At 53.4% G+C, this 16,663-nt stretch carries 16 protein-coding genes, 2 tRNA genes and 2 rRNA genes; 10 read left to right on the forward strand and 10 right to left on the reverse strand.

Annotation, left to right across the window (positions count from 1 at the left end):
* From ABVM99_RS10060 to dkgB, 4 genes are all read left to right on the forward strand, one after another.
* Positions 1–103 (forward strand): 23S ribosomal RNA (locus ABVM99_RS10060); the annotation flags it as partial.
* 103 nt (positions 104–206) lie between these two features.
* A 5S ribosomal RNA gene (gene rrf, locus ABVM99_RS10065) occupies positions 207–322 on the forward strand.
* Between the two features lie 54 nt (positions 323–376).
* Positions 377–453, forward strand: a tRNA-Asp gene (locus tag ABVM99_RS10070).
* Between the two features lie 164 nt (positions 454–617).
* Positions 618–1,421 (forward strand): 2,5-didehydrogluconate reductase DkgB, encoded by an 804-nt coding sequence (gene dkgB, locus ABVM99_RS10075; RefSeq protein WP_023195781.1) that lies wholly within the window; start codon positions 618–620, stop codon positions 1,419–1,421.
* 20 nt (positions 1,422–1,441) lie between these two features.
* Here the strand turns inward: dkgB and yafC are convergent, their stop codons facing one another.
* Positions 1,442–2,356 (reverse strand): DNA-binding transcriptional regulator YafC, encoded by a 915-nt coding sequence (gene yafC / locus ABVM99_RS10080; RefSeq protein WP_000648536.1) that lies wholly within the window; start codon positions 2,354–2,356, stop codon positions 1,442–1,444.
* A gap of 104 nt (positions 2,357–2,460) precedes the next feature.
* Here yafC and ABVM99_RS10085 point away from each other — a divergent pair, with 104 nt between their 5' ends.
* The 3 genes from ABVM99_RS10085 to ABVM99_RS10095 all read left to right on the forward strand — a co-directional run bounded on the left by ABVM99_RS10085 (position 2,461) and on the right by ABVM99_RS10095 (position 5,416).
* A complete protein-coding gene (locus ABVM99_RS10085) occupies positions 2,461–3,636 on the forward strand; it encodes an MFS transporter (RefSeq protein ID WP_001127535.1) in 1,176 nt (391 codons plus the stop codon).
* 131 nt (positions 3,637–3,767) lie between these two features.
* Entirely contained in the window at positions 3,768–4,568 is an 801-nt protein-coding gene (locus tag ABVM99_RS10090; RefSeq protein ID WP_001230970.1) for an endonuclease/exonuclease/phosphatase family protein, read from the forward strand.
* 77 nt (positions 4,569–4,645) lie between these two features.
* Complete coding sequence (locus tag ABVM99_RS10095; RefSeq protein WP_000207236.1) at positions 4,646–5,416, forward strand: class I SAM-dependent methyltransferase; 771 nt, start codon at positions 4,646–4,648, stop codon at positions 5,414–5,416.
* A gap of 55 nt (positions 5,417–5,471) precedes the next feature.
* Here the strand turns inward: ABVM99_RS10095 and mltD are convergent, their stop codons facing one another.
* Together mltD and gloB are read right to left on the reverse strand one after the other, a co-directional pair.
* On the reverse strand, positions 5,472–6,839 hold the full coding sequence (gene mltD, locus ABVM99_RS10100; protein WP_000644706.1) for a murein transglycosylase D: 1,368 nt from the start codon (positions 6,837–6,839) through the stop codon (positions 5,472–5,474).
* 71 nt (positions 6,840–6,910) lie between these two features.
* On the reverse strand, positions 6,911–7,666 hold the full coding sequence (gene gloB / locus ABVM99_RS10105) for a hydroxyacylglutathione hydrolase (RefSeq protein WP_001052773.1): 756 nt from the start codon (positions 7,664–7,666) through the stop codon (positions 6,911–6,913).
* A gap of 34 nt (positions 7,667–7,700) precedes the next feature.
* Here gloB and ABVM99_RS10110 point away from each other — a divergent pair, with 34 nt between their 5' ends.
* Positions 7,701–8,423: a class I SAM-dependent methyltransferase gene (locus tag ABVM99_RS10110; RefSeq protein ID WP_000801242.1), complete on the forward strand. Its 723-nt coding sequence runs from the start codon at positions 7,701–7,703 to the stop codon at positions 8,421–8,423.
* On the opposite strand, the gene rnhA is transcribed toward ABVM99_RS10110, so the two are convergent.
* Positions 8,420–8,887 carry a ribonuclease HI gene (rnhA, locus tag ABVM99_RS10115; RefSeq protein WP_000917872.1) on the reverse strand — a complete coding sequence of 156 codons (468 nt, stop codon included), beginning with the start codon at positions 8,885–8,887 and terminating at the stop codon, positions 8,420–8,422. The two genes, ABVM99_RS10110 and rnhA, sit on opposite strands and share 4 nt — an antisense overlap.
* A 63-nt stretch (positions 8,888–8,950) precedes the next feature.
* Here rnhA and dnaQ point away from each other — a divergent pair, with 63 nt between their 5' ends.
* Positions 8,951–9,682, forward strand: a complete 732-nt coding sequence (dnaQ, locus tag ABVM99_RS10120; RefSeq protein WP_001670675.1) for a DNA polymerase III subunit epsilon — start codon at positions 8,951–8,953, stop codon at positions 9,680–9,682.
* A 133-nt stretch (positions 9,683–9,815) separates the two neighbouring features.
* Positions 9,816–9,892, forward strand: a tRNA-Asp gene (locus ABVM99_RS10125).
* Between the two features lie 320 nt (positions 9,893–10,212).
* Here ABVM99_RS10125 and ABVM99_RS10130 read toward each other — a convergent pair.
* The 6 genes from ABVM99_RS10130 to tagK are packed head-to-tail and all read right to left on the reverse strand — an operon-like array spanning position 10,213 to position 16,374.
* A complete protein-coding gene (locus tag ABVM99_RS10130) occupies positions 10,213–11,268 on the reverse strand; it encodes an ImpA family type VI secretion system protein (protein WP_023194951.1) in 1,056 nt (351 codons plus the stop codon).
* Positions 11,269–11,278: 10 nt separating this feature from the next.
* A complete protein-coding gene (tssG, locus tag ABVM99_RS10135; protein ID WP_023194952.1) occupies positions 11,279–12,274 on the reverse strand; it encodes a type VI secretion system baseplate subunit TssG in 996 nt (331 codons plus the stop codon).
* The gene (gene tssF, locus ABVM99_RS10140; RefSeq protein WP_000371508.1) at positions 12,271–14,154 is read right to left on the reverse strand and encodes a type VI secretion system baseplate subunit TssF; all 1,884 of its coding nucleotides are present in this window, start codon (positions 14,152–14,154) and stop codon (positions 12,271–12,273) included. Before tssF ends, tssG begins: the two co-directional genes overlap by 4 nt.
* A 15-nt stretch (positions 14,155–14,169) precedes the next feature.
* Positions 14,170–14,664: a type VI secretion system baseplate subunit TssE gene (gene tssE / locus ABVM99_RS10145; RefSeq protein ID WP_000108007.1), complete on the reverse strand. Its 495-nt coding sequence runs from the start codon at positions 14,662–14,664 to the stop codon at positions 14,170–14,172.
* On the reverse strand, positions 14,661–15,485 hold the full coding sequence (locus ABVM99_RS10150; protein WP_023194953.1) for a type VI secretion system accessory protein TagJ: 825 nt from the start codon (positions 15,483–15,485) through the stop codon (positions 14,661–14,663). Before ABVM99_RS10150 ends, tssE begins: the two co-directional genes overlap by 4 nt.
* Complete coding sequence (gene tagK, locus ABVM99_RS10155) at positions 15,472–16,374, reverse strand: type VI secretion system-associated protein TagK (protein WP_001524811.1); 903 nt, start codon at positions 16,372–16,374, stop codon at positions 15,472–15,474. Before tagK ends, ABVM99_RS10150 begins: the two co-directional genes overlap by 14 nt.
* Positions 16,375–16,663: the final 289 nt, after the last annotated feature.

The following is a 16,663-nucleotide window of genomic DNA, read 5'->3' on the forward strand; positions in this document are numbered from 1 at the left end:
TCTCCTGAAGGAACGTTGAAGACGACGACGTTGATAGGCCGGGTGTGTAAGCGCAGCGATGCGTTGAGCTAACCGGTACTAATGAACCGTGAGGCTTAACCTTACAACGCCGAAGATGTTTTGGCGGATGAGAAGACGATTTTCAGCACTGATTCCGGATTTTCGGGAACGAAAGATAAAAGATTCGTTTCCGGCAACAGAATTTGCCTGGCGGCACTAGCGCGGTGGTCCCACCTGACCCCATGCCGAACTCAGAAGTGAAACGCCGTAGCGCCGATGGTAGTGTGGGGTCTCCCCATGCGAGAGTAGGGAACTGCCAGGCATCAAATTAAGCAGTAAACTGATGTAAAAATCAGTGGTTGTAAAAGAATTCGGTGGAGCGGTAGTTCAGTTGGTTAGAATACCTGCCTGTCACGCAGGGGGTCGCGGGTTCGAGTCCCGTCCGTTCCGCCACTTATTAAGAGCCCTGAGCATTAGCTCAGGGCTTTTTCTTTGCATGTCATTTAATTATTGCTCAATTCGCAAAAATCCTCTGCATTTCTCGCTCTTTTTCTGCAAAGCGCTGAAGGTCATAATCCCCTCAGTTAACGAACATAGTGATTAAAAAGAGGAATTCTATGACTATCCCTGCATTCGGTTTAGGTACTTTTCGCCTGAAAGACGACGTGGTTATCGCTTCTGTTAAAACGGCGCTTGAACTGGGCTACCGTGCTGTCGACACTGCACAGATCTATGATAATGAAGCGGCTGTTGGACAGGCGATTGCTGAGAGCGGCGTACCGCGTAGCGAGCTGTACATCACCACCAAGATCTGGATTGAAAACCTTAGCAAAGACAAGCTAATCCCAAGCCTGAAAGAGAGCCTGAAAAAACTGCGTACCGAATATGTCGATCTGACGCTGATCCACTGGCCATCTCCGGGTGATGCCGTGTCTGTCGAAGAATTTATGCAGGCATTGCTGGAAGCTAAAAAACAAGGGCTGACTCGCGAAATTGGCATTTCAAACTTCACCATTCCGTTGATGAAAAAGGCTATTGCCGCGGTGGGCGCAGACCATATCGCCACCAACCAGATTGAGCTATCTCCGTATCTTCAGAATCGTAAGGTGGTTGACTGGGCGAAAGCGCACGGTATCCATATCACCTCTTATATGACGCTGGCATACGGTAAGGCGCTGAAAGATGAAGTGATTGCGCGCATTGCGGCTAAACATAATGCGACCCCGGCGCAGGTTATTCTGGCATGGGCAATGGGTGAAGGTTACTCCGTGATCCCTTCATCCACCAGGCGTGAAAACCTGGCAAGCAACTTGCTGGCGCAGGACCTGCATCTGGATGCCGAAGATAAAAATGCGATCGCGGCACTGGATTGCAACGATCGTCTGGTTAGCCCGGAAGGACTGGCTCCTGCCTGGGATTAATTACCCGATCCTTTGTACCTTTACCCCTCTTTCACAGCTCCTGCGGGGGCTGTTCTTATATATTCGCTCAAAAAGTCGATAAATGCCCGAATGCGTGTGCTGACGGCGCGATCGCTGTAGTAAACGGCGCTGAAAGGCATTTCTACCGGCAGACGTTTATCGGCCAGCAGTTCCACCAGTTCTCCCCGCGCGATCTCTTTATCAATCATATAATCTGAAAGACATGCAATGCCGTTACCGTTCAGGCAAAGTTGTTTTAACGTTTCCCCGCTATTGGAAGAAATCCCACATTCAACCTCATGGAGCTGCCCATCGCTACAGGCTATTGGCCAGGTATTGAGCGAAACAGGTTCTGAGAACCCCAGGCACAGATGCCGTTTTAACTCTTCAACGGTCTCTGGCTTGCCAAAACGGGCAATATAATCCGGTGAAGCGATAATCTTACGATAACTGGTAAATAACGGACGCGCGCGCAGACTTGAATCTGTCAACGTGCCTGCGCGTATCGCAACATCCACTTTTCGTTCAATAAGATTGATGAACGTTTCGGAGGAGACAAGAGACAACGTTATTTCCGGATACCGTTCACGAAAAGGTTTAATCAGCGGCATCAGGAAATGCAGCATTACCGGCGTTGCCGCATCGATACGCAGTAAGCCGCGTGGGGTATTACGCGACTCCATGATTTCCGTTTCTGCGGCGGCCATTTCTTGCAGTATCTGCTGCACACGCCTGAAGTATCGCTCTCCTTCTTCAGTCAGGCTCAGCTGTCGGGTCGTACGATTAAGCAGACTGACGCCGAGCTTCATCTCCAGCTTTTTAACTGCCCGGCTGACAGCGGAATTGGCCTGTCCAAGCTGCTCTGCCGCCCGGCTGAAGCTGCCGCTTTCCACGACAGCGACAAAAATTGCGAGTTCTTCGGAGGTGGCTTTCATTTTTGCTCCTGAAGCAAAATTAAATTGATATTTTGGCTATTTTTGTCATTAAAACATCCAGGCATACTGCGTGTCATCTGATTACTGCTGTTATGGAGTTATGTATGCCTCTCGCTTTATTTGCACTGACAATAAGTGCTTTCGCTATCGGTACGACTGAGTTTGTGATTGTCGGCCTGGTGCCGACCATTGCTCAACAACTGGCTATCTCGTTACCTTCCGCCGGAATGCTGGTTTCAATCTATGCGCTGGGTGTGGCTATTGGCGCGCCGGTGCTGACCGCGCTGACCGGACGCCTGCCGCGTAAACAGTTACTGGTCGCGCTGATGGTCTTGTTTACGGCGGGGAATTTGCTGGCATGGCAGGCACCGGGCTATATGACATTAATCGTCGCCCGTCTGCTGACGGGCCTGGCGCACGGCGTGTTCTTCTCGATTGGATCTACCATCGCGACAAGTCTGGTGCCAAAAGAGAAAGCGGCTTCTGCGATCGCTATTATGTTTGGTGGTTTAACGGTAGCGCTGGTCACGGGCGTTCCGCTGGGCACATTTATCGGTCAGCATTTTGGCTGGCGTGAGACCTTCCTTGCGGTATCACTGTTAGGGGTGATTGCGCTGATGAGCAGTCAACTGCTGATCCCTGCCAATATTCCCGGTCGGGCGGCCGCCAGCATTCGTGACCAGGTGAAAGTACTGACTCATCCTCGTCTGTTGCTGATTTACGCCGTTACGGCGCTGGGCTACGGCGGGGTATTCACGGCATTCACCTTCCTGGCGCCAATGATGCAGGATCTGGCGGGATTCTCCCCGGCAGCAGTAAGCTGGATCCTACTGGGTTATGGCGTATCTGTGGCTATCGGCAATATCTGGGGTGGTAAACTGGCGGATAAGCATGGCGCCGTGCCGGCGCTGAAATTCATTTTCGCCGCGCTGTTTGTTCTGCTGATGGTCTTCCAGGTGACGGCCTCCACGCAGTATGCCGCGCTGGCTACCATTCTGGTGATGGGGATCTTTGCCTTCGGTAACGTACCGGGGTTGCAGGTCTACGTGGTACAGAAAGCGGAACAATTCACGCCTAATGCAGTAGATGTGGCGTCAGGTCTGAACATTGCGGCGTTTAACATTGGTATTGCGCTGGGTTCCGTGATTGGCGGACAAACGGTGGCGCATTACGGTTTGGCGCAGACGCCGTGGATTGGCGCCCTCATTGTTCTGGTGGCTTTCCTGCTGATGGGCGTCAGCGGACGTCTTGATAAACCTGTACGCATTGCTCTGGAGTAAATTATTGATGTAAGCGCCTACTTACAAAACAAACTGCAATTGTTCGTTGAAAGTGAGTGCTAAAATCCCTATAACAGAAGAACCAGTCCGGTTGAGGACTGGTTGACGTTACAGAGGTTTGAAAGTCAAAAGTGCGAAAAAACACCTATGCGATGCGCTATGTTGCCGGACAGCCCGCCGAGCGGATTTTGCCGCCAGGGTCGTTTGCGAGCATTGGCCAGGCATTGCCCGCCGGGGAACCGCTAAGCAGTGAAGAGCGGATCCGTATCCTCGTGTGGAATATATTCAAGCAGCAGCGAGCCGAATGGTTATCGGTGCTGAAGAACTACGGCAAAGATGCGCATCTGGTCCTGTTGCAGGAGGCACAGACGACGCCTGAACTGGTACAGTTTGCCACCGCTAACTATCTTGCCGCCGACCAGGTTCCCGCTTTTGTATTACCTCAGCATCCGTCTGGCGTCATGACGCTTTCTGCCGCCCATCCTGTTTACTGCTGCCCTTTACGGGAAAGAGAACCAATTTTACGTTTGGCGAAATCAGCCCTGGTGACGGTATATCCCTTGCCGGATACCCGTTTATTAATGGTAGTAAATGTTCATGCGGTAAATTTTAGTCTGGGCGTGGACGTATACAGTAAGCAGTTACTTCCGATCGGCGACCAGATTGCGCACCATAGCGGCCCTGTCATTATGGCGGGTGATTTTAATGCCTGGAGCCGCCCACGTATGAATGCGTTGTACCGCTTTGCACGTGAGATGTCGCTGCGCCAGGTGCGTTTCACTGACGATCAGCGCCGTCGTGCGTTTGGACGACCGCTGGATTTTGTTTTTTATCGTGGTTTAAACGTGAATGAAGCCTCCGTACTGGTGACGCGCGCTTCCGATCACAATCCGCTACTCGTTGAATTCAGTCCCGGCAAACCTGAGCAATAAAGGTGCGTCAGGTCTGCCGTGGGGCAGGCCTCTTCGGGTGCTGCCCTCTATTTTTCTCATAACAGAAGGGCACTACCATGACAACGCATTCCCATCATGACAATGTTGAAAAGCAGTTTGGTTCACAGGCGAACGCCTATTTACATAGCGCCGTTCACGCATCGGGTCGTGACTTAGCGCGGCTGGCGCAAAGGCTGTCTGATTTTTCCCACGCGAACGTACTGGATATGGGATGTGGAGCTGGACACGCGAGTTTTGTCGCTGCGCAACATGCCAACTCGGTCGTGGCATACGATTTATCCGCCAGCATGCTTGAGGTTGTCGCTGGAGCGGCGGAAGAAAGACATTTAAGTAATATTACTCTCCGCCAAGGCTATGCCGAAAAACTGCCCTTTGAAGATGCATCGTTTGAGGTGGTGATTAGCCGCTATTCCGCGCATCACTGGCACGACGTTGGTCAGGCATTGCGTGAGGTTTATCGTGTATTAAAACCCGGCGGCGTGCTGATTATCATGGATGTCATGTCGCCTGGACATCCTGTACGCGATATCTGGCTGCAAACGGTGGAGGCGTTACGCGACACGTCGCATGTCCGTAACTATTCCAGTGGTGAATGGCTGGCGATGGTCAATAATGCGATGCTGGTAACGAATACCGTGATAACCGATCGTTTATCGCTGGAATTTCGCTCATGGGTAACGCGGATGCGTACGCCAGCGCCGTTGGTTGAGGCGATTCGATTATATCAGGCGAGCGCCCCGGTAGAGGTGAAGCGTTATTTTGAGTTGCAGGATGACGGCTCGTTTAGCAGCGATACTATCATGCTGGAAGCGCATAAAGCGGTATAGCAATTTAAAAGGCGCCGGGGGAAGCGGCGCCTTTTGGCTTTTTCGTTGGACAATATCAGGAGTCTGGCGTGCTATTGTCCTTCACAAACAACGTAAGCTGATCGCCCGGTTGTAGATTATCCGTATCATGGTTCCAGCGCATCACATCTTTGATATTCACCCCGTGACGTCTGGCGATACTGGAAAGCGAATCGCCTTTACGGACACGATAGGTAATGCTATCGCTATTGTTTGCCAGTCGTTGCGCGCTGCTGCCAGCGCCTACGGTCAGGCTTTGCCCGATTTTCAGGCGCGAACCACGCAGGTTGTTCCACTGCTGCAAGTCCTTCGTGCTTACGCCAAGCCGCGAAGCAATACCGGAAAGCGTATCGCCAGAGCGCACCTTATAGCTACGGCTATTCAACGGCGTATTGTCGGCGATCAGTTGGGACTGAACGGCGTCAATCTCACCGGAAGCCAGCGACTCACGCAACTGCTCGGCATGCTTTTTGGGCACCATAACATATTGCGGACCGCTTACGCCTAAGGTAGACCCTTTTACACCGGCATTAAACGTCTTCAGCTTGCTGATAGACATGCCCGCCATATCCGCAACCTGCGCCATTTCAACTGGACTGTTTAAACGAACTCGTGCCAGCGCTCGGCTTTCATCTGTTGTTGGCAGACGTACGCCGTAGCGTTTGCTGTTTTTGAGAATTTCACTCAATGCCAGCATCTTAGGTACGTAGAGTTTCGTTTCTCTGGGCAAAGAAAGCGACCAGAAATCCGTCGGTTTTCCACGCGCTTTGTTTGCTTTAATTGCCCGCATAACACGGCCTTCGCCGCTGTTATACGCTGCAACGGTTAACAGCCAGTCGCCGTCAAACATTTTGTTCAGACGCTGCATCATGTCTAACGCGGCGGTCGTAGAGGCTACAACATCGCGACGCGCGTCATAATTACGGGTCTGCTTTAAACCATAATTGCGCCCTGTGCTCGGTATGATCTGCCAGATGCCTGCGGCATTGGCGCCAGACGTTGCGTGAGGATCAAAAGCGCTCTCCACTATGGGTAGTAGTACCAGCTCCATAGGCATGTTACGTTTCTTAACCTGCCCCGCTATCCAGTACATATACGGCTCTGCCCGTAAAGTTACATCGTGGAGATAGCTCTTATTGCGTAAATACTTCTGTTTCTGTTCGCGAATCCGGCTGTTTTCCGGAATTCCCATCTTTAGCTCGTCGCCAATGAAAGCCCACAAGTCCTGATCTGGCGCGATAGACGTTCCGTCGTCCATCCATCGTGCCTGACTCGTAAACTTTCCTGCTTCCCCTTGACCAGCTGCAGAAAGGCTCTGTGCGTGCTGTTGGACGTTGCCAGTGTTCTGAGACGTCTGGCACCCCACAAGCAGGACAGAGGCGAGTAATATCGCTTTTGCCTTCATGTGTGTGTCAATAGTTGCTTAAAAGACGACCGATCATAACGGCGAAGTTAGCGAATGACAAGTAAGAATTATCAGAACGTGTCTTTCTTTGACCTTAACCATGCAAAACGCGCTTCTGGTTGTTGCAATATTGTTTCTTTGTTTATTTCGTTAATTAAATCAATATCTTCAGTTCTTAAAAAAAGATTAATCTTACGCTCATTTTTAAGAATAACGGGTAATGTCATTTGTTTTTTTACACGTAACTCTTTAACTTTACGATAATATTCATTTATGAACGAATCGTGCGGAAGTATGCTCAATGCGAACTTAATGTTAGCTAAAGTGTATTCGTGAGCGCAGCAAATGAGCGTGTCGTCAGGCAGAGAATTAATTTTCATAAGTGACTGATACATCTGTGATGGCGTGCCTTCAAACAGTCGACCACAGCCGCCGGAAAACAGCGTGTCGCCGCAGAATAAGTAAGGATGGCTAAAGTAACAGACGTGTCCTAACGTGTGGCCCGGCGTGGCAAAAAGAGTAAATTTCTCGCCTAAAACGCGAATAGTATCGCCATCGCCAACAAGATGGGTTGCTCCCTTGTCTTGCGTTTCCGCCGGTCCATAAACCGTCATTTGCGGGAAGTGTTGCAACAGCTCTTTGACTCCGCCAACATGGTCGTGATGGTGATGCGTCAGAAAAATCGCCTCCGGCATCCACTTATGTTCAGCAATGGCCTTTAAGACGGGGGCCGCTTCGCCGGGATCAACAATCACACAGCGGCCTTCATCATTGGTCAGCACCCAGATGTAATTGTCCTGAAACGCGGGAATACTGTTAAGATTCATATATTACCTCTCAAATAATTAGCGGAAGGTTGCGATGAAACCGGCAAGGCTCTCTCAAACTGTCGTTGCGCCCGGATGTTGGGGTGAGTTGCCCTGGGGCAATTACTACCGTGAGGCGCTGGAACAGCAGCTAAATCCGTGGCTTGCAAAAATGTATGGTTTCCATTTGCTTAAAATCGGTAATTTAAGCGCAGAAATCAATTCCGAAGCGTGCGCGGTCTCCCATCAGGTGAATGTTTCATCGCAGGGCTCACCGATGCAGGTTCTGGCCGATCCGCTACACCTTCCTTTTGCGGATAAATCCGTCGATGTTTGTCTGCTGGCGCATACTTTGCCGTGGTGTACCGACCCGCACCGTTTATTGCGGGAAGCCGACCGCGTATTGATTGATGACGGTTGGCTGGTCATCAGTGGATTTAACCCGCTGAGTTTGATGGGGTTACGTAAACTGGTACCCGTTTTACGTAAAACACCGCCCTATAATAGTCGGATGTTTACCCTTATGCGGCAACTGGACTGGCTGTCTTTACTCAATTTTGAAGTGCTACATTATAGCCGTTTTCATGTCTTACCCTGGAAAAAGCAGGGGGGGCGGCTTTTAAATACGCATATCCCGGCGCTGGGCTGTTTACAGCTTATTGTGGCCCGTAAGCGGACCATCCCGCTTACGCTTAATCCGCTGCGACATAATAAAAGTAAAACCCCTATCCGCCAGACCGTTGGCGCCACCCGGCAATATCGCAAACCGGATGGCTAAGCCTCCGCCTGGTAGCCACTATCTTCCTGCGTGGGGTTCATTGCCGCGGCGCGCGCCAGTTCATCACAACGCTCGTTTTCGGGATGGCCTGCATGGCCTTTGACCCATACCCATTTGATCTGATGCTGACCTAACGCAGCATCGAGACGTTTCCAGAGATCGACATTTTTTACGGGTTTCTTTTCCGCTGTTTTCCAGCCGCGTTTCTTCCAGTTATGAATCCATTGGGTAATTCCTTGCCGCACATATTGGCTGTCGGTGCTCAATGTCACTTCGCAATGTTCTTTTAACGCTTCAAGCGCGACGATCGCCGCCATCAGTTCCATACGGTTATTGGTGGTCAGCGTGTAACCTTCACTAAACGTTTTTTCATGACCGCGATAGCGTAAGATAGCGCCATAACCACCAGGCCCTGGATTCCCCAGGCAAGAGCCATCGGTGAAAATTTCTACCTGTTTAAGCATCTCTGGTAGACTTCCTGTAATTGAAATCGATAACAAAACGCAAGTCTGACATAAATGACCGATATGAGCACTGCAATTACACGACAGATTGTCCTCGATACCGAAACCACCGGTATGAACCAGATAGGCGCGCACTATGAAGGTCACAAGATTATTGAGATCGGTGCGGTTGAGGTGATAAACCGTCGTCTGACCGGTAATAACTTCCACGTTTACCTGAAGCCGGATCGGCTGGTGGATCCGGAGGCTTTTGGCGTACACGGCATCGCCGATGAGTTTCTGCTGGATAAGCCGGTTTTTGCTGATGTGGTCGATGAGTTTCTCGATTATATCCGCGGCGCGGAGCTGGTCATCCATAACGCATCGTTCGATATTGGCTTTATGGATTATGAGTTTGGTCTGCTTAAACGCGATATTCCTAAAACCAATACTTTCTGCAAAGTTACCGACAGCCTGGCGTTGGCGCGGAAAATGTTCCCCGGCAAGCGTAACAGCCTTGATGCGCTGTGTTCGCGTTATGAGATAGATAATAGCAAACGTACTTTGCACGGCGCGTTGCTCGATGCCCAGATCCTTGCCGAAGTGTATCTGGCGATGACGGGCGGACAAACGTCCATGACGTTTGCGATGGAAGGAGAGACGCAACGGCAGCAAGGTGAGGCGACCATTCAGCGAATCGTTCGCCAGGCCAGCCGGTTACGGGTCGTTTTTGCCTCTGAGGAAGAGCTGGCTGCGCATGAATCGCGGCTTGATCTGGTGCAGAAAAAGGGCGGAAGTTGCCTTTGGCGGGCGTAATTTATTCCTTTTTAGGCTATAAAAATCATCCTTCGGGCGATTTTTGCAGCAACTGATTCAAAAGGTGAGAAAAAGCGTTGACGGGCGACACCGCAAACCGTAATATTCGCCTCGTTCCCAGCGGGAACATCACGGAGCGGTAGTTCAGTTGGTTAGAATACCTGCCTGTCACGCAGGGGGTCGCGGGTTCGAGTCCCGTCCGTTCCGCCAGATACAAATCTCAGGGTGTTTTTATACATCCTGTGAAGTAAAAAAAACCGCATCACTGTAAAAAGGATGCGGTTTTTTTTCGTCTTCAGCAGTGCCACCGCCTATCGTGGAATCTGACGCAAATGGGCCTACGCCTGGATGACGAACAGGATATTACCGCCACTTCTTTCACTGTCATGGCTATTTTGATCCCACTGGCATTTAAGGCGCGGCCTCATGGCGGTGCTTAACCGGGATCGGGACATGTTCAGCGCAGAAGCAGACTGCGTAATGTTGATGTCACTCAGATAATCACGGAGAACCGCCAGACATGCGCATCATCATTCCAGGGCATCCCACTTCTCCAGCAACTCCACCGGGATCTCATTGATCACCTCCGAGAACCGTTTTCCCACCAGTCTTTCAGCCTGGCGTAACAGTGGGATGGTCGGGCTACTGGGTTCACTGCTCTCAAACCAGCGACGAATGCACCGCAGGCGCTCCAGCGCATCATTACGATCGCGAATTGGCCCCGGTTCAGCATTGTGTGGGAGGGATATACCGGGTGGCGCGTTGACAGGCGGCACATCCTCTGCCCGTGCCGGAACGGCATTATCCATAACCGTGCCTGCGGGGTCTGGCACTGGCGCTGGCGACGGAGGGATTTCCGGTGTGGTTGTCTGTACCACGTCAGGCAGCAGCGCTAACAACTGCCGCAGGCGTGAAAAATCTGGAGCCAGATCGCCTAATGTCTCACGCGCCCACACTTGCAGGCGTTCTGCGCTTTCCTGCGCTTCGCGAAACGCCGCCAGCGGTAATGCCCCACGGGCTTCGAGGTCGGCCAGTTGCTGGCGGACAGATTCGGGGGCCAGCGCATCAGCCGGGCGGGGAGCGGATAACGCGCGCTCGACATCCCGTACCTGCAGGCGCAGGGCGGCGCTGTTTGACAGCGTGATACCGCGAATGTCTGCCATCACGCCTTCGTGATCCAGCAGCGCCGCCAGGGCATTACTGCGCGCCAGCGCCGCATCTTCAATAGATTCTGCGGATGCGCCTTCGCCGGTAAGCAGCTGTGGATGGAGTGCATCGGACCAGATTACGCTCAGTTCTGCCAGTTGCGTGAGCATTTCCGCAAGTCCCTGTGCGCCAGCCTGCTGGATGCGACTGCGCAGCAGCAGGATCAACACCCGGATATCCTTACTGCGCGTGAGCAGACGGCGCGCATCACGCTCAATTTCCGGCCAGTTCACGGCTTCCGGCGTACTGACAAAATCACCATATTGCGCCTCCGCCTGGGGGGCGGCGCGACTGAACAGCAGCAGGTATTCCGGGTCGTACTCCGGATCGGGGCCGCAGGGTTGTGCCGCGCTTACCGGTTTAGTCAGGGACATGTCCATATCATTACTCTCAGTGGGTTAAGCCGTGTTCAGGTTCAAAAATCATGCCTGTCACCGGACGGTCATGCATGGCTTTACCTGCCCAGGCCGTCCAGCCAAGCCGCTGCGCGCCGCCGATCACCGCAGGCGGTGCGGCATGAGGCTTCAACTGCAGCTCAATTTCCCAGCAATATTCAAAACCGATGAACGTACGCACCAGTTCTGTCAGCACGGGCAGATTGTTGCCGCCGGGCAGAAAACGCAGGTAATCCTCCAGCGTGAGCGGGCCGATAATTAGCCGGAATTTGTACTGCATATCCGGTACGGTCTGGCCGATAAGCGCCCCGTTGCCCAGCACCGAAGACTGCGCGGGCGTGCCCAGACGGGTGATTTCATCGTTCGCCACCGTTATCCAGTGCAGGGCGAACTCTTTCACCGCAAAAGGTACGCTGAAATAGTGTGCCAGCGTGGCGGCCAGCCCGTCAGGATTGCGCGATTCGCGTACCAGATGGGCGGAGGCTGCCAGGCGAACATGATCTGACAGCGGGCTTTCGGCGCTTTCCCGTAGATCCTGCCCGCTGAGACTGGCGATATAAAACGCAAAACGGTCGTGTTCCGGTTTGTCCAGCCCGCCACCAGCGGACTGGGCGCTGCGCCATGCCTGCCAGAACTGCGTCAGCCAGCGGTGGTGAAAAATATTGGAAAAATGAACCAGCGTCGGATCGTGACGGCTCTCTGAGCGGTTTAGTGCCAGCTCGGTATAGTGCAGCGGCAACGGGCCGTTTGGCCCCCATAGTCCGAGGCTGTACAGGCTCAGGTGCAGGCGTCCATCCTGCCAGCTGACCTGGGCGATTTCCCGTGGCGCAAAGGTCATCGTCGGCGTCTGTCCCAGACGGAATTTTTCCATCCGTGGCTGCCAGGTACTGCCTGCCGGAGTATCACAGAGCTGGGCATCCACGCGCCGCATCAGGTTCAGGAATCCGTAACGCCAGGGGGTTTTCTGCGCCTGGTTGAGAGCGCCGGTCATACGCTCCCCCGTTGCCCGGTTCTGACCGGCCAGGTCATGACATGCCCGCGTTGCATCGAGTGCAGCGTCATCTGCGAGAAGGTATTAATGGAAACATGGCGGGCAATATAGTGTTCCAGCACCAGACCGAACAGGTAAGGACTGATACCGGAAAATCCTTCTTCGTCCACGGTCAGTTCGCAACTGACGCCCCGGCCATAGACTAACAGGCCGGAGCCGGGCAGGCGGCGGGTCACCGGGGTGGTTTTGCAGCCAATCAGGCTGCGCACCTGGCGCGACTGCGGGCTGTCGTGAGCCGGAATAAACAGATTCAGCAGATCGCGCAGCGCCTGACCGCCGGTACGGTGATCCAGATCGGCCAGCGGCAGATAATTAAACGACAACTGCCGGATCAGCCGCCAGGCCATTTCGCGTTCAGCCAGCGGCGGCTGCGGCGGGCGCGGCGGTCTGATAAGACCCACGCCCGCCACCGGAATCGCCGCATCTACGGTCAGATCATCCCGGCCATTACGTGGAATAAGGCAGGGCAGATCGCGGTTAGTCACCATTGCCGTGACGGTGATATGGCGCAGATTTTCCGGGTAGGGCGCTTCATGCTGATCAACCAGCGAGAGGAAGACTTCCGAGCCGGTATAGGGGGTTCGGGTGCCATAGCGGCGGGCGTTTTCTGACGAGCGGCGCGGTTCACGACGCAGTGAAAAATAACGCCCGTGGTTGCCTTCGTCATTATTACGGGTGTGATACAGCGGACGAAAAATCATCTTCCGTGTGGTTTCCGCTTCCAGGCCTTCGACTTCCTGAACAGAAAACACCTCGTAATCCAGCGGACGGGTACGATCCACCACCAGATGCTGTTCCGTCACGCTGTGAGTGACTTCAATCCGGGTGGTGGTGCGAGGAAACAGGTTGATCACCGGCGTACAGAACAGGCTGAACTGTGCAGCGTCCGTCTGATGAATCAGCCAGTCCGGCGGCAGGCGGTTAAGCAGTATGACAATTTCCGCCACATTGCCCTGCACCTTTTGTAACCCGGCAGACAATCCGGTCGGGGTGAAGAAGTAAAACCGTTCCGGACAGGCGAAAAATTCATGCAGTAGATTATGCCCATGAAACACGTTCCAGGCGAGCGGCAGCAGCCCCTGCCCTGGCTCCAGCCCTTCGTGCGCCACCGGGTGTTGAAGATTCACATTCAGTTCGCCGTCAAAGTGACCGGGTTCTCCGGCCAGTGTGGCGACGGCGCTGGTATGTAGCAGCTCAAACAGGTGTGACGCAATGCGTTCTTCGCCGCAGAGGTAAAAGGGCAGCCGTGCCGGACCGGCCAGCTCGCTGAAAGTCAGTTCCCCGAAGGTTCGCAGGGTGATGCGCAATGCCCCGGCGACATGAATATTAGGCGGCAGATAGCGGTGCAGGGCGGGCATATCCGGCGGCGCGGCGGTCAGGCGTACCTCCTCGATGGACAGCGGCCACAGCGTGACGTCCTGGCTGCTGCGAAACTGGCAGGCGGTATTTTCGCCTTCCGGGATGGGGGAAACGAACGCGGTATCGCGCGGCACGGTGACCCCTTTCGCCAGGTCGCCTTCCTGCGTATCGGGATACAGCTTTACCACTGCCATCGATGGCGTGGGGGTGACGTAATTGGGGCTGACGACTTCCAGTAACCGCTGTGTGAAGCGGGGAAACTCGGCGTCAATTTTTAGCTGAGTGCGGGCGCTCAGAAAGCTGAACGCCTCGATCATGCGTTCCACATACGGGTCGGCAATATCGGTTCCCTGCATCCCCAGTCGGGCGGCAATTTTGGGATGGAGGGTGGCGAACTCAGCACCGGTCTCCCGCAGGTAGCTGAGTTCGCGGTTGTAATACTCCAGTAGCCGTGGATCCATGAATAATGCCCTGTATTAAAAGAACGTAATGCGGCTCAGCTCCATATCCAGCGCGCTGCGTACCAGAAACTCCGTGGGATACGGCTGCGTCAGAATTTGTCCGCGAATTTCAAACTGTAGCGTGTTATAGCTACCCTGCCGGGTTTTATCGAGCAATGGCGTGACCCTGAGTGTGGCGGCGTTCAGCCGGGGTTCGAAACGGATAATGGCGCGCCGGATCGCCTCGCTGATATCGTCCCACTTATGCTCATACATAAAGCTGCCCGCCAGCGGCGGCAGGCCATAGTTGAGCACTGACGCCGCCGCCTGCGGATAGCGCCGGGCGTCGATGTCACCCTCGTGGCTAATGGTATTGAGCAAAAAGGAGAGATCCCGGCGAATGATCTCCTTCAGTTGTACCGGCGTGACGCTGATATCCCGGTCAATTTTCTGATACGGAGCATTGTCACACAGCCGATCAAATAGGGTGGGCAGCAGGTGGTTAGCGGGTGTAAAACGAGACGTGCTCATGCGCCATCGTTTTCCTGAGCATGAAAGGTACAATGGGCCATGTCCAGCAGGCTGATATCGCCGTGGCTGGTCAGCCACACTTTCTGCCCCAGCGCCCGCACGGTGGTTTCGCCGGGGCCGTCCTGCCAGGCGGTTTCCCGGCACAAACGCAGGGCGTCGGATGCACTTTCCGAACCGCTGTAACGGGTAAAGAGCCAGGCGCCGTGCGTATCACCATTCACCAGGGTGATATTAACGGGTTTCCACAGCAGATCGGTCAGGCGCGCCGGTTGCGGCGATTCCAGCGAGCATATTTGCGAAAACGGCAGCCAGATATACACGCCGCCGGTGACCAGCTCAAGTACCGGGCCAAGGCGGGAATCGCTGTCGCTCGCCCAGTCAAATGCGCCGCCGCTCCACTGCCCGCCCGTGTCTGTTATGGCTTCCAGTGCGGTATTACGGTGTTTATCAATCTCACCGGTATCGTCATGACAGGCGAGTGCCGCCAGCAGTGACTCCACCCAAACGGGCTGCGGCAGAAGAAAACCGGGTCGTTGTTCACCCTGAAAAACGGTGTGGCGGAACATTTCGCAGCGAACCAGCTCCCGGTACAGCCGGGCCTCCTGGGTATAATTGGCCTCCATCCTGGCGCATAGCTGAAGCTGGTGTAGCGCCCGCGACCAGTCTCCGGCCACACACAGCAACTGAAACAGGCTGTGGCGGCAGAGCGCTTTCGCCGGATTTTCCCGAACCTGCTGCTCCGCCATCTGAATCCCCTCCGCAATAGAGTATTCCTGTATCAGCGCGGACAGGGTAGCAGGAAGCGTGTCAGTTTTTTTCATGGGCGGTATTTCCATTTTTCTGTGTCGGAGTGATTCGGTAGTGGCTGTCGATGCCAATAATACGATGCTCGCGGCGGGTCAGATCGGGCAGTATCTCGCTATGTGCGGTTTTCCCCGCCTGTTCCGGCGAGAGCAGTTGCAGGATATCGGGCATTGATTCCATCGCCAGCCAGTGCATTTCACCCTCACCGGTCGTGTCCAGCGTATCCAGAATGGCATCAATACCGGGCGCGCCTGCCACCATATCCTGTAACGTGTCGGTGTCGCCCTTTTTATCGTATAACGACGTCAAATCCTGGGTGACAGCGTCTTCATTTCGAGGAAACGGTTTAGGACGGAGGGGCTTTTCCTGCCCGGAGGGCCGCAATGCCTGCTGATATTCCTGGTAAAGCTGGTGTAGCGTGCTATCCGCTTCATGGCCGGTGTAAGAGGACGCGGTTTCCCGGACGGGAATAATATCGAACGGGTTCTGCGGATTGAGCTGTTGTTGTTTAAACCAGTCCAGATCCAGGTACTCAGCAACGGATTCAGATGACTGAACCAACTGAGGAAACGAAACATCGGGACGGGACTCATCATTGGTGCGGGCAAGGCACCAGGATGACAGACCCCATTCAATCGTATCTCCATCATTCAGCCGCATACGGTGATGAGGTTCCATCACCTGCTCATTGACGGCACAGCACAGTTCATCAGAGTGATTAACAATCCACCACGCCTCTTCGTGGCGAACAAGACTGAGCGCGATATCGTCTTTCCCATGTTGCTCAAAAAGCGGAATGTAGGGGGCGGCGGCAGTAAATACGATGTATGTCCCTGCGGGATACTGTGCGTTATCCGTTATACCCTGCGACTGTATTTTCCGTAATTCCCACATGTCTTGTTTCATTATGTCCCTTAAATGTATTTATTTTTCTGGAGGAAACGTTTAGGGAGTTTTAATTCATAAATAATTTTAACTAAATTCATAGGGAGTCATTATTGATGACACCCTTTTTATTATTTTCGTCGTGAATGCATTGTTGTATGCATAGATGTCTTTTTTGAAATATTATTTCTTTTAATTCTGCAATTGCGATTTTTATCTTGCTGTTCATTGATTATTTAATATTAACGGCTTAGTTGCTAATTAGTCCCTGATCTGTATCATTGTTTTGTTTCGATATTTTTTCGAGGCT

It is taken from the genome of Salmonella sp. SJTUF15591 (assembly GCF_043356435.1).
Classification (GTDB): domain Bacteria; phylum Pseudomonadota; class Gammaproteobacteria; order Enterobacterales; family Enterobacteriaceae; genus Salmonella; species Salmonella enterica.

What these genes read in the sequence shown, in the direction of transcription:
- dkgB (WP_023195781.1), top strand. Translation starts at nt 618, where the DNA reads ATGACTATCCCTGCATTCGGTTTAGGTACTTTTCGCCTGAAAGACGAC.
- yafC (WP_000648536.1), bottom strand. Translation starts at nt 2,356, where the DNA reads ATGAAAGCCACCTCCGAAGAACTCGCAATTTTTGTCGCTGTCGTGGAA.
- ABVM99_RS10085 (WP_001127535.1), top strand. Translation starts at nt 2,461, where the DNA reads ATGCCTCTCGCTTTATTTGCACTGACAATAAGTGCTTTCGCTATCGGT.
- ABVM99_RS10095 (WP_000207236.1), top strand. Translation starts at nt 4,646, where the DNA reads ATGACAACGCATTCCCATCATGACAATGTTGAAAAGCAGTTTGGTTCA.
- mltD (WP_000644706.1), bottom strand. Translation starts at nt 6,839, where the DNA reads ATGAAGGCAAAAGCGATATTACTCGCCTCTGTCCTGCTTGTGGGGTGC.
- gloB (WP_001052773.1), bottom strand. Translation starts at nt 7,666, where the DNA reads ATGAATCTTAACAGTATTCCCGCGTTTCAGGACAATTACATCTGGGTG.
- ABVM99_RS10110 (WP_000801242.1), top strand. Translation starts at nt 7,701, where the DNA reads ATGAAACCGGCAAGGCTCTCTCAAACTGTCGTTGCGCCCGGATGTTGG.
- rnhA (WP_000917872.1), bottom strand. Translation starts at nt 8,887, where the DNA reads ATGCTTAAACAGGTAGAAATTTTCACCGATGGCTCTTGCCTGGGGAAT.
- dnaQ (WP_001670675.1), top strand. Translation starts at nt 8,951, where the DNA reads ATGAGCACTGCAATTACACGACAGATTGTCCTCGATACCGAAACCACC.
- ABVM99_RS10130 (WP_023194951.1), bottom strand. Translation starts at nt 11,268, where the DNA reads ATGGACATGTCCCTGACTAAACCGGTAAGCGCGGCACAACCCTGCGGC.
- tssG (WP_023194952.1), bottom strand. Translation starts at nt 12,274, where the DNA reads ATGACCGGCGCTCTCAACCAGGCGCAGAAAACCCCCTGGCGTTACGGA.
- tssF (WP_000371508.1), bottom strand. Translation starts at nt 14,154, where the DNA reads ATGGATCCACGGCTACTGGAGTATTACAACCGCGAACTCAGCTACCTG.
- tssE (WP_000108007.1), bottom strand. Translation starts at nt 14,664, where the DNA reads ATGAGCACGTCTCGTTTTACACCCGCTAACCACCTGCTGCCCACCCTA.
- ABVM99_RS10150 (WP_023194953.1), bottom strand. Translation starts at nt 15,485, where the DNA reads ATGAAAAAAACTGACACGCTTCCTGCTACCCTGTCCGCGCTGATACAG.
- tagK (WP_001524811.1), bottom strand. Translation starts at nt 16,374, where the DNA reads ATGAAACAAGACATGTGGGAATTACGGAAAATACAGTCGCAGGGTATA.